Source organism: Acinetobacter sp. NBRC 100985 (genome assembly GCF_000241225.1).
In the GTDB taxonomy this organism is placed as follows: Bacteria; Pseudomonadota; Gammaproteobacteria; order Pseudomonadales; family Moraxellaceae; genus Acinetobacter; species Acinetobacter venetianus.
On record NZ_BAEB01000006.1, the window covers coordinates 97,949 to 111,810 of the forward strand.

Here is a 13,862-nt window from a genome sequence, read left to right on the forward strand (position 1 = left end):
ATGCAAATGAGTAATCCTTATCTAACTCGACGAAATGATTCGGCTGCAATTGTGGCGCGTGTTGATCCTGTGGTTTATGAAGAAAGCATCACACAAGGTGTATCCGAGCAGCAAAAGCAAGACTATGCCAAAAATGGTTTCTTACAGATAGATCACTTGTTTAGTGCAGAAGAAGTGAAATATTTGCTCGATGAATTGCATCAAATGCGGCAAGATTTTGCGGTGCAGCAACGTCCAGAAGCGATTATCGAAAGAGAAAGCCAAGAAGTACGTTCAATCTTTAACGTACATCGTTTGAATGACGTATTTAAAAACTTAGTTTCAGATGAACGTGTACTGAATGTTGCACGATCATTGCTTGGTAGCGAAGTTTATGTGCATCAGTCTCGTATCAACTATAAGCCGGGTCTGCACGGCAAAGAGTTCTTTTGGCATTCTGACTTTGAAACTTGGCATAGTGAAGATGGTATGCCGAGAATGCGTGCGTTGAGTTGTTCGATTTTATTGACAGATAATAGCGAACATAATGGGCCGTTATTGGTGATCCCAGGATCGCACAAGCATTATATTTCTTGCCAAGGTGAAACACCTGATGAGCACTATAAAAAGTCTTTGAAGAAGCAAGAATATGGTGTGCCAGATGGCAGTTTATTAGAGTATCTGGCTGATATGGGGGGTATTCACTCTTGCACAGGATTAGCTGGAAGTGTTGTGTTCTTCGATTGCAACCTTATGCATGGTTCAAATAGCAATATTACGCCATTCTCTCGGAGCAATATTTTCTTTGTCTACAATAGTATTGACAATCAATTGCAACAACCTTTAGGCGGCATTAAGCCTAGACCTGAGTTTATTGCAGCCAGAGAAGATATAGATGCTATTCAACCCAAAAACTTAGAACTTTAAGTCAAAAAGCCAAGTCTCAGGACTTGGCTTTTTATTTACTCGGTGATGGCTTTCGGCACAGTGAAATAACTATCTAAAAAGCTAAATAACATACAAGCAAACACGAGGCTAATCCCCGCTAAGCATGTCATGCTCCAACCGCCGTTATTCCAAGCAAAAATACCTAAAGCAGAACCGCATGCACCACCTGTGAAATAGGCTGTCATATAAATGGCATTGATACGTGATTTGGCATCAGGACGTAAACGGAAAATAATACTTTGGTTACTGGTATGCACCAGTGCTAACGCTAACTGAATTAGTGTAAAACCAAGAATATAACTGATAAGGAATGTTTGACCGTAGTAGAAAAAGATCCAACTCAAAATAAATAATGCGCAACCGATCCACGTTAAATGTTTGGTATAACCTTGATCTGCATATTTACCAATATATTGAGTTGAAAGCGCACCAAAAATACCGACTAAAGTCACCATACCAATCAACAAATCAGGTAGGTGATGTGCTGAGCTGAGTAATAACGCAATCGTAGAATATAAGATGCTGACTGCTGCAAAAGCGAATCCACCTGCAAGTGCGCGTAACACTAGGCGCTTTTCTTGTTTCAATAGTTGAGCCATAGAAACAAACACTTGACCATAGTTCAGCTTCATACGCATTACATAAGGAAGGCGACTTTTCAGTGCATAGGCCAAAATCAACATGAGTATTCCACTCACCACATAAATGACTTTCCAGTGAAATAAATTCGAGAACAGTCCTGCCAGACTTGTAGAAAGTAAAATACCGACCAGTAAGCCACTCATGAGAAAGCCAACCACTTCACCTGTTTTTTCAGGTTGCACGGTCATGGTTGCAAGCGGGATGAGCACCTGTGCTGCAACAGAAAATAATCCTGCCATAATTGTACCAACCCACAGCATTGGAAGATTCACAGAGAATGCACTGATGAATAGACCGACTGCGCACAAAGCCATAAGCAATGGAATAAATTTGGTTTTATTCACCACATCACCCATCGGCACGATAAATAGTAGTCCGAGTGCATAGGAGACTTGTGCAAAAGTAACTGTGAGCGCCGCTTGACCTTCAGTCACAGAAAAGTATTGCTGAATCGAATGAATCAAAGGCTGGCTATAGTAGTTGGCACCTGCACACAAACCACATGCTGCCGCCATAAACCAAAGTAAGGCTTTATTTTGACTAATATCTTCAAGAGCAGACATAAATTTTCTCTGTAGTTGGTTTATGCGGTGTATGCGGTTGCTTCGATTTCAATCAGCATGCCATCTAAGGCCAAACGTGAGACAGGAATGAGCGTGCAAACAGGGAAGGCATGATGTTTCCACAATGTTTGCATGACTTGAATCAATATCTGATGTTTTTCAGGATTATGATCAACAATTAAAATACGTAAAATGGCAATATCTGTATATTGTGCTTGAACTGAGCTGAGCGCATGTTGAATATTATAAAAGACTTGTTGTACCTGTTGGTCAAAATTTTCAGAAAGAACACCATTTTTATTTTCACCGCCTTGACCTGCAATATGAATGATGCGCTGATTGGGGTGTACAACTGCAATATGACTATAACCGTTGCTACGTGGATCATAGAGTTCACTTGGATTTGTGATTTTAAATGCTTGATTCATAGCTCTACATCATTTTGAAATCTGAGTTATGTTAGTATCAAAGCTCAAGTTAACTAGAGGTCAAGCATATTTTGAAAAAAGAACATCCTCAGGCTTGGCTGACGATTGGCGAACTTGCAAAACGTAGCGGCGTCAGTGTGCCGACAATTCGTTTTTATGAAGAAAAACAATTGATTTGGGGAATACGAACAGCTGGCAATCAGCGTCGTTATCAACGAGCGATGCTGAGACGAATTGCAATTGTGAAAGCAGCACAACAGGTTGGTATTAGTTTACAGCAGATAAAAACCACGTTTAGTTCCTTACCTAAACAGCAGGTCGCGACGAAAAAAGACTGGCAGCAGATGTCACAGCAATGGCAGGGACAACTTGATCAACAGATTATGATGTTGTTACAACTTCGCCAGCAGCTCGATCAATGTATTGGATGTGGCTGTCTTTCTTTGGATCAATGTCCACTAAGAAATCCTGATGACTGTTTAGCAGAGGAGGCAATGGGAGCACATTTTCAAGAAATTTTATTTATGCTCAATCAAAAGAAATAAGAAGTTGAATAGAGAATAAAAAATACGCACCAATATTGTGCATTTATCTTGGTTTTGTTGGACGAAATCATACAAATATCACTTGAAAAAATGCCATTTTAAGTTTTTACATTTCTTTTTTACTTTTATTTGGATTCGACTGAAAGTATGGGTAAAGATAACTCTACCTTAAATAGTAGCTCGATTTATTAATAAGAATTACTCAGCTTTATGTCGCCGAAAAGACCAATAAAAGTTCAAATAAGCCAATCCCTCCTAACAACTGCATGATTATGATGCGAAATCAGCCCTTGAATCTGTTGCGATGCAAACGATCAGCTAAAGACAAATAGATGGATTTGGTTTGAAAGTATCTTCAATACAGATGAAATAAAGGTTTATTTAATAAATGTCACTTGGATCTTTCTTACTGGAAAGAAAAGAGTAGAACGATGCATGGATCGATATCGAGAATGATCAGAATTTCATATTAAGACAATATGAATGAATTGGTTTTGCTGATCAAAAGGCAAACCTGCGGATCATACAAGTTTGAATAAGAAAAGTGAATCATCAGTTCAAAATATAGGTATTTATTAAATAAATATTGGGTGGAATTTTAAAAAAGTTCCATTAGAATCCAAATTTCTACAAAGAATACTCCTGGGGGAAACATTGCGAGTCGCGATGTTTACTTAAGAACAACTAGCTTGAGGAACGCTCATGCAGATCGGAATCCCAACCGAAACTGTCGCAGGTGAAAGCCGCGTAGCTGCTACACCAGAGACAGTTAAAAAGTTGATTAACGCAGGTCATAGCGTTGTCATTGAACGTGGTGCTGGTGTTAAAGCTGCGTATATTGACAGTGCTTATGAACAAGTTGGCGCAACCATTACGGACGATGCATATACAGGTAGCCAAATTATTTTGAAAGTACGCGCTCCTAAAGGCGAAGAAATTCAAAAACTTGCGGCGAATACTACTGTAGTAGCAATGTTTGACCCTTACCGCAATTCAGAATTAGACCAATTCGCTGCTCAGCAAGTGAATGCTTTTGCTTTGGAATTACTTCCTCGTACGCTTTCACGCGCACAAAACATGGACGTACTTTCATCTCAAGCAAACTTGGCAGGTTATAAATCTGTATTGCTTGCTGCGGCTGAATATCAACGTATGTTCCCAATGTTAATGACAGCTGCGGGTACTGTAAAACCTGCACGTGTTGTGATCATGGGTGTTGGTGTTGCTGGTCTTCAAGCGATTGCGACTGCAAAACGTTTAGGCGCAGTTGTAGAAGCAACTGACTTACGTCCAACTGCTAAAGAACAAGTTGAGTCTTTAGGTGGTAAATGGTTAGACGTACCAATGTCAGACGAAGAAAAACAACGAGCTGCCGAAGCTGCGAAAAGTGGATATGGTTGGCAGCCGGGTGAGCAATACATTAAGGATCAAGCTGCGATTGTAGATAAAGCGGTATCAAATGCAGATATCGTGATCACTACTGCATTGATTCCAGGTCGTAATGCGCCACGTTTAATCAAAGCTGAAACTGTTGCCAAGATGAAACCAGGTTCTGTCATTTTAGATATGGCAGTTGAAACTGGCGGTAACGTTGAAGGCTCTAAAGAAGGCGAGACCGTTACAACTGAAAATGGCGTGAAGATTTTGGGTATTCCAAACATTCCAGGCACAGTTGCAACTGAAGCATCTGCATTGTACGCACGTAACGTATTTAACTTTGTTGAGACATTATTCGACAAAGAAAAAGGTTTTGTACTCAATCAAGAAGATGAAATCCAAAAAGCGTTACTCGTGACTCATGGCGGTCAAGTACTGCTCAAGCGCGGTTAAGGAGAGTTCTCATGGTTGAAACGATTACAATTTTCGTCCTTGCCATCTTCGTAGGTTATTACGTTGTTTGGGGTGTAACACCTGCATTGCATACGCCATTAATGGCGGTTACGAATGCATTGTCTTCAATCATTATCGTTGGAGCAATGATTCAAACTGTAGGTATGCCTGCGATTGGTGTTGATGCAAACGTTGCTTTCCAAAGCGTAAACGTTGTAAGCATTTTGGGTGCAGTTGCTGTGTTCTTGGCAAGTATCAATATTTTTGGTGGCTTTGCTGTAACTGCTCGTATGCTTGAAATGTTCAAGCCGAAGCAAAAGAAAAAAGAGGGCTAATTGATGGAATTTATTCGAGACTATGCGGATTGGTTCTACCTTGTTGGTGCAGTCCTCTTTATCTTAACGTTGCGTGGTTTGTCAGGTCCTAAGACTGCGATTCAAGGTAACCGTTACGGTATGATCGCAATGACTATTGCGGTAATCACGACTTTCTTCGTAGCAGAACATCCTGTTGTTTGGATGATCGTTGGTGCGATGGTGTTGGGTGGTATTGTTGGTATCGCTCGTGCGAGAACAGTTCCAATGACGCAAATGCCTGAAACAGTTGCGTTGATGCACTCATTAGTTGGTTTGGCTGCGGTATTGATTGCGATTGCTGCAATTCTGCATAACAACCAATTAACAGTATTGTTTGAGCAAAATGAAGCTGCCTTAAGTACTGCTGGTGTTCAACATGCTCACATGAGTGCGGTTCATTTATTTGAATTGTTTGTTGGCTGTTTTGTTGGTGCGATTACCTTTACAGCATCTGTATTTGCTTACGGTAAACTTGCTGCGAAAAAATGGGCAAAAACGATTTCTGGTGCATGGGTTAAACCTGTTCAAGCAACGATTTTCATCGCAATGCTTGCATGTGGTTTCTACTTCTTCACGACAGGTAACATGACTGCATTCTGGGCGATGACAGCGCTTGCACTTGCATTCGGTTGGGTTTGGATTGCACCAGTAGGTGGTGGTGATATGCCAGTTGTGGTATCGCTTCTTAACTCATTCTCTGGTTGGGCTGCGGCAGGTATTGGTTTCACACTTGAAAACAATATGTTGATCGTTGCGGGTTCACTAGTAGGCTCTTCGGGTGCAATTCTTTCTTACATCATGTGTAAGGCAATGAACCGGTCAATCATCAACGTATTGTTTGGTGGTGCGATGGGTGGTGCGGCAGTTGCAACAGCAGACAAGGGTGCTCAAGTTCAACGTAATCATCGTTCTGGTTCAGCAGATGACGCAGGCTTCTTGATGTCAAATGCAGACAGCGTTGTGATCGTACCAGGTTATGGTATGGCGCAAGGTCGTGCACAGAATGCGGTTAAAGAATTATGTGAAATCTTGAAAGAGCAAGGTGTAAAAGTACGCTTCGCGATTCACCCAGTTGCAGGTCGTATGCCTGGTCACATGAACGTATTACTTGCTGAAGCTGATGTTGCGTATGAAGACATCTTGGAAATGGATGAGATCAACTCTGATTTCCCTGCAACTGATGTAGTACTTGTAATCGGTGCGAATGACGTTGTTAACCCAGCGGCAAAAGATGATCCAAGCTCACCAATCTATGGTATGCCGATTCTTGAAGCCCATAAAGCTCGTACAATCATGGTGATCAAACGTTCTATGGCAACAGGTTATGCTGGCTTAGACAATGACTTGTTCTACAATGAAAAAACTATGATGATCTTCGGTGATGCGAAGAAAGTTGTTGAAGACATGACTAAAGCAATCAATGGTGGTGGTCACTAATCTGACCTCCTATCAGGATTGAAGAAGCCACCCTTGGGTGGCTTTTTTATTAAAGGTATTGTGTGTTGTCGTAACGTTGAATCTATCCCGCGAATAAAGAGAATTGATTTTGTGACTAAGAGAAATTCATGCTACTTGAAAAAATGAAAACATCTTATAGACTAAAAATACTGATAATAATGCTCTAATGCATATTTTTACATCATGATCGAAGTAACAATTCAAGAAGCACATGAAGACTATCCGATAAGAAAAATTATATTGAACGATTTAGATGTTGGTATGGAGCGATCTATTTGGGTATCTTCTAAAATTACCTGCTTAGATAAAGATAATAATTTTATCTATGAAGAAATAACCATAATTAATCGTTTAAATGGAGTTGCTACGACTTCTATTTATTCTGGAGAAAAATTTAATTTAGTGGCTTACACTGAGCATTACTCAAAGCGAAAAATCAAGAGTAGCATTGCTGGTTTTCTGGTGGATCATTATATTTTAATCAATAATCAATTTGTACTGATGGCTAGAAGTATAGATGAATATGATCTAAAGGGCGGTAGAACCAATCATTTTGACAAAAATGGAAATCTGTATTTTTATCGAATTACTAATTTTGATTTACTACCTCCTGAATCTCAAAAAGAATATGATAAGGATGGTAAGGAGCTAGGTTTTTGGAATCTGCATTTTATGGAACATGAAGATGTTTATAGAACTACAAGTAATGTAACTCGTGAGTTGGAAAATAAAGTAATTGAAAAATACAGACTTAATGATTAAAACTCTATAATAAACCCAATCGTTCTAGTCACTAATCTGACCTCCTATCAGGATTGATGAAGCCACCCTTGGGTGGCTTTTTTATTGCAGATAATTTAAAGATATTTTTCTACTAGGTTCATTGATTCTTCATAAAGATCTTGAGCGAGCTGTCGATTTTTAGCATGAGATGATTTCCAGTCAGGCATATGAGCACTCACATATTCACCATTTCGGTTTGCCCAAGAATCACCAATCGCCATTTCTGTAATGAGCTTTGCTGGAACAGAGGTTGGGACTAAACCTAATTTCATGATTTCATAAACAGGCTTTGGTAATTCACGATAAATATCTGACGCAACACCACCAGGATGCAGCGCATTATTGGTGATTGTGCTATTGGTTAACCGTTCCGCAAGTGCGTTGCTGAATAGTAGGTTAGCAAGTTTAGATTGACCATAATAAAACAGCGGATTGTAAAAACCTTCTGCGCGAAACTTATTAGGTTTAATTGAACCAGCCCAGTGCGCAATTGATGCTAGGTGTACAATTCGAGCTTTTGGCGCTTGTTCTAAAGTAGGAATCAATTTGTGTGTAAGCAAAAAATGCCCAAGATAGTTCACGCCAAACTGTTGTTCAAAGCCATCTTGGGTAAACTGTTTGGTCTTGGCGAAGAGTCCTGCATTATTAATCAAAACATCTAAGCTACCATATCGGTCAGCGATTTTATCTGCTGCTTGGGCTGTTGCATCGAGACTATTGAGGTCGAGTTGAACAGTATCAACTTTACCTTGTCCTAATGCAAGAAGACGATTTTGTGCTGCTTTCGCTTTTTCTGTATTGCGACAAGCGAGGATGACATGCTGTCCTTGTTTCACTAATTGCTCAGCGGTGGCAAACCCAATACCCGTGTTTGCACCTGTAATTAGCACTTTCATTTTTTTCTCCTGAGATACTTTTTATTCGTCGAGTTCCAAAACGGTTCTATAGTGCGTTAATTTTGACAATTTGTCATGTCAAAATTTATTGCAAGCGGATAGATGGTTAAATAAGTTAGATAAAATCCTTTAATAATCAACATGTGCTTTCACTGCTTTTTTTATGATGAATAAAAATAAATCAATGAATTTTTGAGAAGAAGTTGTTTTGATCTTGGCATTCTCTTTGCATTGAATTGCTTGATCTTTTTAGGGGAATTCTATGAAAAGTATAATTTTAATTTTGCCATTTTTATTATTTCTCTCATCACAGGCTTCAGCAGAACCTGTGCAAAATATTCAGGAAATTCGCATTTCATTAGACAGTGTTTGGGTGGTTGTTGGGGGGATACTAGTCTTTTTTATGCAAGCTGGATTTGCTCTGATTGAAAGTGGGTCTGTACGTAGTAAAAACACCGTAAATGTACTCATGAAAAACTATATGGATATGTGTATCGGTGGATTGGTTTTTTGGCTGTTTGGTTTTGGTTTGATGTTTGGGCTTAATCAAACGGGTTGGGTGGGTTTAAGTCATTTTATGCCTGATGCCTTAGATGATTGGCATTGGAATCTTCTGTTTTTCCAAATGATGTTTGCGGCTACAGCGACAACGATTGCGAGTGGTGCGATGGCTGAACGCATTCATTTCATGGCTTATGTGGTAAGTGCAATTATTGTGAGTGGTGTGATTTATCCAATATTCGGTAGTTGGGCTTGGGGTGGCTTGTTTGGTGGTGATGGTTGGTTAAAAGCACTCGGTTTTATTGATTTTGCAGGTTCAACGGTTGTTCATTCTATCGGTGGTTGGGTGGCATTGGCTGGAATTATTATCTTAGGGCCACGCCTAGGAAGATTTGGACGTAAGGGACAAAGCCACTTTTTAGCGGGGCATAACTTACCTTTAGTTGCGCTTGGTGGATTTATTTTATGGTTTGCTTGGTTTGGTTTTAATGCAGCTTCGACTGTTTCTGCAAGTGTCAGTATTGGGCGAATTGCTTTGAATACACATCTGGCTGCCTGTGCTGCTGCTGCGACTTATATGATTCTTGCATTAATTCAATCTAAAGCCGTACTGATTCGTTATACCATTAATGCATCATTAGCTGGATTGGTTGCGATCACGGCTGGATGCGCAACCATGTCTCCATTGTATGCAGTGATTACAGGGGCTTTTGCGGGTTTATTGATTACGTTTGTTCCGCAACTTTTGGAAAAAATGCAGCTGGATGATGTGGTGGATGCTGTCGCCGTTCATGGTGTTTGTGGTGCATGGGGAACCATTGCTGCGGGGATTTTCTTGGAAAGTAACCCATTTAATTTGAATGTAATCGGTGTACAAGCACTGGGTGTTGGTGCGGCATTTATTTGGGGTTTTGGAGTTGCATTTATCATGTTCAAAGTACTGGATAAAGTTCTCGGTGGACTTCGAGTGTCACAACAGCATGAACAACGCGGTTTAGACTATACCGAGCATGCAGAGCTGTCTTATCCAGAGTTCCAGCGCGATTTAACTTTTGAAACTGACAATATTACTCATCGTCACTAAGAGGCGTTTGTTATGGCTGAATTAACCATTGAACAAAAGAAATTAGCAGTAGAGAAAGGCTTGGCTCAGTTTATGCCTGATACCGTTTTACAACGTGTTTTGCAATATTGGGAAAGTGAATATGGTAATCAACCTTCTTTTGTTTTAAATCGTTTTCTGAGTGAGATTTGCACCAATGATGAGATGCGTCTACAGCGCAAAGATATGTTACGACAAGTATTGCATGAAATATCTGTAGTAGAAAAACAGCAACGCTTAAAAGTTAAAAATGACAAAAGCGTTGCTGTTCCAAAGCAAGGGGAGGAGGTCGTTGACTCATTTCAGGCATTCTATGATTTTGTCATGGCGATTTTAAAATCTGTTGCTCGAAATGATTATCTAGAGTTTGTTGAAGAAATACAGCTCAAAATGAAGAAGCATCGATCGCTTGCGGAGTATTGGTATGTCGTTGGTTCTGAGAGAGAGTCTTTGCAACAGTTCTCACCACAAAATTATGCACCGATGATTACCGTACTTTATGCAATCTATTGTGACTTTTATGGTCCGATCAAAGCTGATCAGCTCTATGCGCTGATTAAAAATGATATCAAGCAACGCTATCCTGAGGTAGATGTAAAACAGTTTTTGTAGGCATAAAAAAGCGACCGATTCGGTCGCTTTTTTTGAGCTAATTTTTAAGCTACAGATTCTGGTGCACGCCATAAGCTTTCTAAGTCATAAAACTTACGCGCAGTAGGCAACATTACATGTACAACGACATAACCTAGATCGATTAAGATCCACTCAGCATCACGTTCACCTTCGACACCGAGTGGGCGGAAGCCTGCTTTACGTGCTTCATCAGCAACATTGTCAGCAAGTGCTTTGACATGACGAGTTGAAGTACCGCTTGCGATTACAATCGCATCGGCAACATTGCTAATAGAACTTACATCAAGTTCTAAAATATCTTTGGCTTTTACATCAGTAAGGGCTTCATGTACAACTTTTAAGCAAGCATGTACATCTTTGTTGGATGTTTTGATTTTTAGGTCGTGAGAATTAGAAGCGCTGGGCGATGGTTCTAAATTCATAGAGGGTATATTTTCCTGACAATTGCTCATTGTCAAATATACCGTTTTTCTCTATGGAATTCAAATTTCAGCAGTAACAGTTTATGTATTCACATCATTTGAAAAATACTTATTTTTCCATGCAAAAGATTGATCTGATTGAGTTTTTGGTCTGTATTCAGCTGCGATTAGACCTTGGTAGTCACTTTGCAATAACCAGTCAAAGATCTGCTTGTATGGGATATTTCCAGTATCTGGCTCATTACGATTTGGGCAATCTGCAAATTGAATATGCCCAATTTGATGCAAATTTTCTTGCAAACCTGTCAGAACATCTTCACCCATCATTGCCATATGGTAGCAATCGTATTGCATTTTCAGTTTTGGATGATTAACAGCCTCAAGCATTTCTTGAGCTTGTGCAATATTTTGTACCAAAAAGCGGGGCATATCTGTGCCATTGATCATTTCAATAACAGGTTCAATACCTTGTTCTGTGAGCATATGGCAAGCAAGTTTAAGGTTATTTGAAAGCGTGTTTAGGCAAGGCAGTAAATCAGCATCCAAGGGCTGTTTGCCTGCGAGGATGTTTACACGAGGTACATTGAGTGCATTTGCGTATTCGATTGCAAGCTCTAAGGCATGATGAAACTCGAGCTCTCTTCCGGGTACACCCGCTAGTCCATTTCCACCTTGCATGAGGTCGCCTGCTGGTACGTTGATCAAACCAAGTGATAAATTATATTGTTCGAGTTGAGTGCGTATATCCGAAATATCAAGTTCATAGGGGAACTGTATTTCTACGTGTTGGAATCCATGTGCGTGGGCTAAAGCAAAACGTTCAATTAACGGTACTTCAGTAAAAATCATGGATAAGTTGATGGCAAGTTGGCTCATTTTCAAACTCCCTGATTTCATAAATTATTGTTCTATATATTGAATGATAGTAGCTAAATCATTCTCAGCAAAGCCATTTTCTTGGTGGGCTTGTAACTGTTGTAGAGCTTTTTGTGCAACAGGAATGTTTAAGTTAAAGCCTTCTGCAAGTTGAACAGCATTATTTAAATCTTTAGAGAGGGTTTGTACTTTCCATTGCACGGGTTCAAAGGTATGAGTTGCCATGCGTGGTGCAAGAATTTGAAAGGGTTTTGAGTCAGCGAAGCCGCCTGCAAGTGCTGGTGCAAGTAATGTGGTATCGACACCAGCTTGATCGGCAAGTGCAACGGCTTCGGCAATCAAGGTGCTATTTGCTGCCACGATTAACTGATTACAAATTTTGGTGGCTTGGCCAGTTCCAGATTCACCCATACGAGTGACACGTTGGGAAAGTACATCGTAAATAGGATTGAGACGTTGAATTGCCTCAGCATTTCCACCCGCAAAGATCACCAAAGTGCCTTGTTCTGCACCGAGTGTTCCACCTGAAACAGGGGAGTCAATCCATGTGACTTGTTGCTCTTGACTTGCTCGGGCAAGTTCGAGCGTCGCCGCTACGGAGAGGCTGGAAAAATCTACAATGATTTGATTGGGTTGTAAGTAGGATTCAATTTGGGCAAAAACACTTTGCACGGCTTTATCATCGGCAAGACAAGTCAAGATTACGGGATATTTTGCGATTTCATCAAGTTCGAGTGCGAGTGCACCTTCTCGAATGAGCGGGTCGCAAGCATGTTGGCTACGATTCCATACAGCAACAGTATAGCCAGCCTTTAAAAGACGACTGGTCATCCTTGTGCCCATTAAGCCCATTCCTAAGAAGGCGATAGGGGTTTTTTGGTCGATTTTCATGCTGTTTGCCTATGCTTTGTTCTTGTCCTAAAGAAGTCTCGCAGAGTTGATGCGCTATTGCTAGTCAACCTTTACTGAATTAAGGGTTAGCTTGGAAAAGTGAGCTGTTGAATATAGGTAATCCATTCCTATTTTTATAGGAATGGATTTTTTGTTTATTTGTATTGGCGTGGGAGAAATTGCACTTCAGGGTTTTTATCCTTTTTGCGTGCAAGTCCGCTATTTTTACCTAACAGCAGTTTAAGTTGCCACAGCTTTTCTAAGCGTAAAGCTTTCTCTGGTTGGTGTTCCATTGCATCAAGTACACGTTTCGCTGCCATAATTGCATCTGGAGAGCGTTGAAGCATTTCTTGAGCAATCGTATTTGCTTTTGCTAATGGATCATTATCCAAATGCGTCACCAGACCAATTTCTTTAGCGTATTCAGCATCAAAGATACGTGCAGTGAGCGTAAGTTCTTTGGCTAAGTCAACACCAATAAGGCCTTTCAATGAACGAGTTAAGCCCATATCTGGCACTAAGCCCCAACGGCTTTCCATAATCGACATCTGAGTATTCGGTGTTGCAATCCGAATGTCAGCAGCAAGTGCGAGTTGCATACCCGCACCAAAGCAATAGCCTTCGATTGCCGCAATCACTGGAATCGGCAGATTTTGCCAAATCAAGAATGCTTTTTGGAATAGGCTTTGTCCTGGTTTGATCAGTTCCCATGCGGCAAATGCTGTATTTTTTGGATTGTTTAAATCAGAAAGGTCGATGCCAGCACTAAAGACATTTGCTTCACCCGTTAAAATGACACAGCGAATTGAACGATCTTTTTCAATTTTCTTTGCAGTCGCAACCAATTCTTTCAGTAATGCAAAGCTCATTGCATTACGTTTATTTGGACGATTTAAAGAGACTGTTGCGATTCCATTGTTCTTTTCAACGCGTAAAAGTGCCATCTGCCTTACTCTTATTGTGTTCGATGAGGCAGCATAGCACGAGTCCTAATCGCGAAACATGACAC

At 40.4% G+C, this 13,862-nt stretch carries 15 protein-coding genes; 8 read left to right on the plus strand and 7 right to left on the minus strand.

Annotated elements, in window-relative coordinates; translation table 11 throughout:
• Complete coding sequence (gene thpD, locus ACT4_RS02310) at window positions 1-906, plus strand: ectoine hydroxylase (protein WP_007479482.1); 906 nt, start codon at window positions 1-3, stop codon at window positions 904-906.
• A gap of 35 nt (window positions 907-941) precedes the next feature.
• Here the strand turns inward: thpD and ACT4_RS02315 are convergent, their stop codons facing one another.
• Window positions 942-2,132 carry an MFS transporter gene (locus tag ACT4_RS02315; protein WP_007479484.1) on the minus strand — a complete coding sequence of 397 codons (1,191 nt, stop codon included), beginning with the start codon at window positions 2,130-2,132 and terminating at the stop codon, window positions 942-944.
• A 20-nt stretch (window positions 2,133-2,152) separates the two neighbouring features.
• Complete coding sequence (locus tag ACT4_RS02320; RefSeq protein WP_007479485.1) at window positions 2,153-2,560, minus strand: RidA family protein; 408 nt, start codon at window positions 2,558-2,560, stop codon at window positions 2,153-2,155.
• Between the two features lie 71 nt (window positions 2,561-2,631).
• Here ACT4_RS02320 and soxR point away from each other — a divergent pair, with 71 nt between their 5' ends.
• The 5 genes from soxR to ACT4_RS02345 all read left to right on the plus strand — a co-directional run bounded on the left by soxR (window position 2,632) and on the right by ACT4_RS02345 (window position 7,511).
• Entirely contained in the window at window positions 2,632-3,105 is a 474-nt protein-coding gene (gene soxR / locus ACT4_RS02325; RefSeq protein WP_007479487.1) for a redox-sensitive transcriptional activator SoxR, read from the plus strand.
• A 702-nt stretch (window positions 3,106-3,807) separates the two neighbouring features.
• Window positions 3,808-4,935, plus strand: a complete 1,128-nt coding sequence (locus tag ACT4_RS02330; protein WP_004881734.1) for a Re/Si-specific NAD(P)(+) transhydrogenase subunit alpha — start codon at window positions 3,808-3,810, stop codon at window positions 4,933-4,935.
• Window positions 4,936-4,946: 11 nt separating this feature from the next.
• A complete protein-coding gene (locus tag ACT4_RS02335) occupies window positions 4,947-5,270 on the plus strand; it encodes a proton-translocating transhydrogenase family protein (protein ID WP_004881735.1) in 324 nt (107 codons plus the stop codon).
• 3 nt (window positions 5,271-5,273) lie between these two features.
• Window positions 5,274-6,728, plus strand: a complete 1,455-nt coding sequence (locus ACT4_RS02340; protein WP_007479490.1) for an NAD(P)(+) transhydrogenase (Re/Si-specific) subunit beta — start codon at window positions 5,274-5,276, stop codon at window positions 6,726-6,728.
• 204 nt (window positions 6,729-6,932) lie between these two features.
• On the plus strand, window positions 6,933-7,511 hold the full coding sequence (locus ACT4_RS02345; protein ID WP_007479491.1) for a hypothetical protein: 579 nt from the start codon (window positions 6,933-6,935) through the stop codon (window positions 7,509-7,511).
• A gap of 95 nt (window positions 7,512-7,606) precedes the next feature.
• On the opposite strand, the gene ACT4_RS02350 is transcribed toward ACT4_RS02345, so the two are convergent.
• The gene (locus ACT4_RS02350; RefSeq protein ID WP_007479493.1) at window positions 7,607-8,428 is read right to left on the minus strand and encodes an SDR family NAD(P)-dependent oxidoreductase; all 822 of its coding nucleotides are present in this window, start codon (window positions 8,426-8,428) and stop codon (window positions 7,607-7,609) included.
• A 262-nt stretch (window positions 8,429-8,690) separates the two neighbouring features.
• Here ACT4_RS02350 and ACT4_RS02355 point away from each other — a divergent pair, with 262 nt between their 5' ends.
• Together ACT4_RS02355 and ACT4_RS02360 are read left to right on the plus strand one after the other, a co-directional pair.
• Window positions 8,691-10,013 (plus strand): ammonium transporter, encoded by a 1,323-nt coding sequence (locus ACT4_RS02355; RefSeq protein WP_007479495.1) that lies wholly within the window; start codon window positions 8,691-8,693, stop codon window positions 10,011-10,013.
• A 12-nt stretch (window positions 10,014-10,025) separates the two neighbouring features.
• Complete coding sequence (locus ACT4_RS02360; RefSeq protein ID WP_007479496.1) at window positions 10,026-10,643, plus strand: hypothetical protein; 618 nt, start codon at window positions 10,026-10,028, stop codon at window positions 10,641-10,643.
• Between the two features lie 44 nt (window positions 10,644-10,687).
• Here ACT4_RS02360 and rsfS read toward each other — a convergent pair whose 3' ends face one another.
• From rsfS to ACT4_RS02380, 4 genes are all read right to left on the minus strand, one after another.
• Window positions 10,688-11,086 carry a ribosome silencing factor gene (gene rsfS, locus ACT4_RS02365; RefSeq protein WP_004881741.1) on the minus strand — a complete coding sequence of 133 codons (399 nt, stop codon included), beginning with the start codon at window positions 11,084-11,086 and terminating at the stop codon, window positions 10,688-10,690.
• A gap of 81 nt (window positions 11,087-11,167) precedes the next feature.
• On the minus strand, window positions 11,168-11,962 hold the full coding sequence (locus ACT4_RS02370) for a hydroxypyruvate isomerase family protein (RefSeq protein ID WP_004881744.1): 795 nt from the start codon (window positions 11,960-11,962) through the stop codon (window positions 11,168-11,170).
• Window positions 11,963-11,986: 24 nt separating this feature from the next.
• Window positions 11,987-12,853 carry an NAD(P)-dependent oxidoreductase gene (locus ACT4_RS02375; protein ID WP_007479499.1) on the minus strand — a complete coding sequence of 289 codons (867 nt, stop codon included), beginning with the start codon at window positions 12,851-12,853 and terminating at the stop codon, window positions 11,987-11,989.
• A gap of 155 nt (window positions 12,854-13,008) precedes the next feature.
• Complete coding sequence (locus ACT4_RS02380; protein ID WP_007479501.1) at window positions 13,009-13,797, minus strand: crotonase/enoyl-CoA hydratase family protein; 789 nt, start codon at window positions 13,795-13,797, stop codon at window positions 13,009-13,011.
• Between the last annotated feature and the right edge of the window lie 65 nt (window positions 13,798-13,862).

Excerpts from the sequence above, each read along its gene's own strand:
- ACT4_RS02380 (WP_007479501.1), bottom strand. The coding sequence starts at position 13,797 with ATGGCACTTTTACGCGTTGAAAAGAACAATGGAATCGCAACAGTCTCT.
- ACT4_RS02360 (WP_007479496.1), top strand. The coding sequence starts at position 10,026 with ATGGCTGAATTAACCATTGAACAAAAGAAATTAGCAGTAGAGAAAGGC.
- ACT4_RS02320 (WP_007479485.1), bottom strand. The coding sequence starts at position 2,560 with ATGAATCAAGCATTTAAAATCACAAATCCAAGTGAACTCTATGATCCA.
- ACT4_RS02375 (WP_007479499.1), bottom strand. The coding sequence starts at position 12,853 with ATGAAAATCGACCAAAAAACCCCTATCGCCTTCTTAGGAATGGGCTTA.
- ACT4_RS02335 (WP_004881735.1), top strand. The coding sequence starts at position 4,947 with ATGGTTGAAACGATTACAATTTTCGTCCTTGCCATCTTCGTAGGTTAT.
- rsfS (WP_004881741.1), bottom strand. The coding sequence starts at position 11,086 with ATGAATTTAGAACCATCGCCCAGCGCTTCTAATTCTCACGACCTAAAA.
- ACT4_RS02370 (WP_004881744.1), bottom strand. The coding sequence starts at position 11,962 with ATGAGCCAACTTGCCATCAACTTATCCATGATTTTTACTGAAGTACCG.
- ACT4_RS02340 (WP_007479490.1), top strand. The coding sequence starts at position 5,274 with ATGGAATTTATTCGAGACTATGCGGATTGGTTCTACCTTGTTGGTGCA.
- ACT4_RS02345 (WP_007479491.1), top strand. The coding sequence starts at position 6,933 with ATGATCGAAGTAACAATTCAAGAAGCACATGAAGACTATCCGATAAGA.
- thpD (WP_007479482.1), top strand. The coding sequence starts at position 1 with ATGCAAATGAGTAATCCTTATCTAACTCGACGAAATGATTCGGCTGCA.
- ACT4_RS02315 (WP_007479484.1), bottom strand. The coding sequence starts at position 2,132 with ATGTCTGCTCTTGAAGATATTAGTCAAAATAAAGCCTTACTTTGGTTT.
- ACT4_RS02355 (WP_007479495.1), top strand. The coding sequence starts at position 8,691 with ATGAAAAGTATAATTTTAATTTTGCCATTTTTATTATTTCTCTCATCA.
- ACT4_RS02350 (WP_007479493.1), bottom strand. The coding sequence starts at position 8,428 with ATGAAAGTGCTAATTACAGGTGCAAACACGGGTATTGGGTTTGCCACC.
- ACT4_RS02330 (WP_004881734.1), top strand. The coding sequence starts at position 3,808 with ATGCAGATCGGAATCCCAACCGAAACTGTCGCAGGTGAAAGCCGCGTA.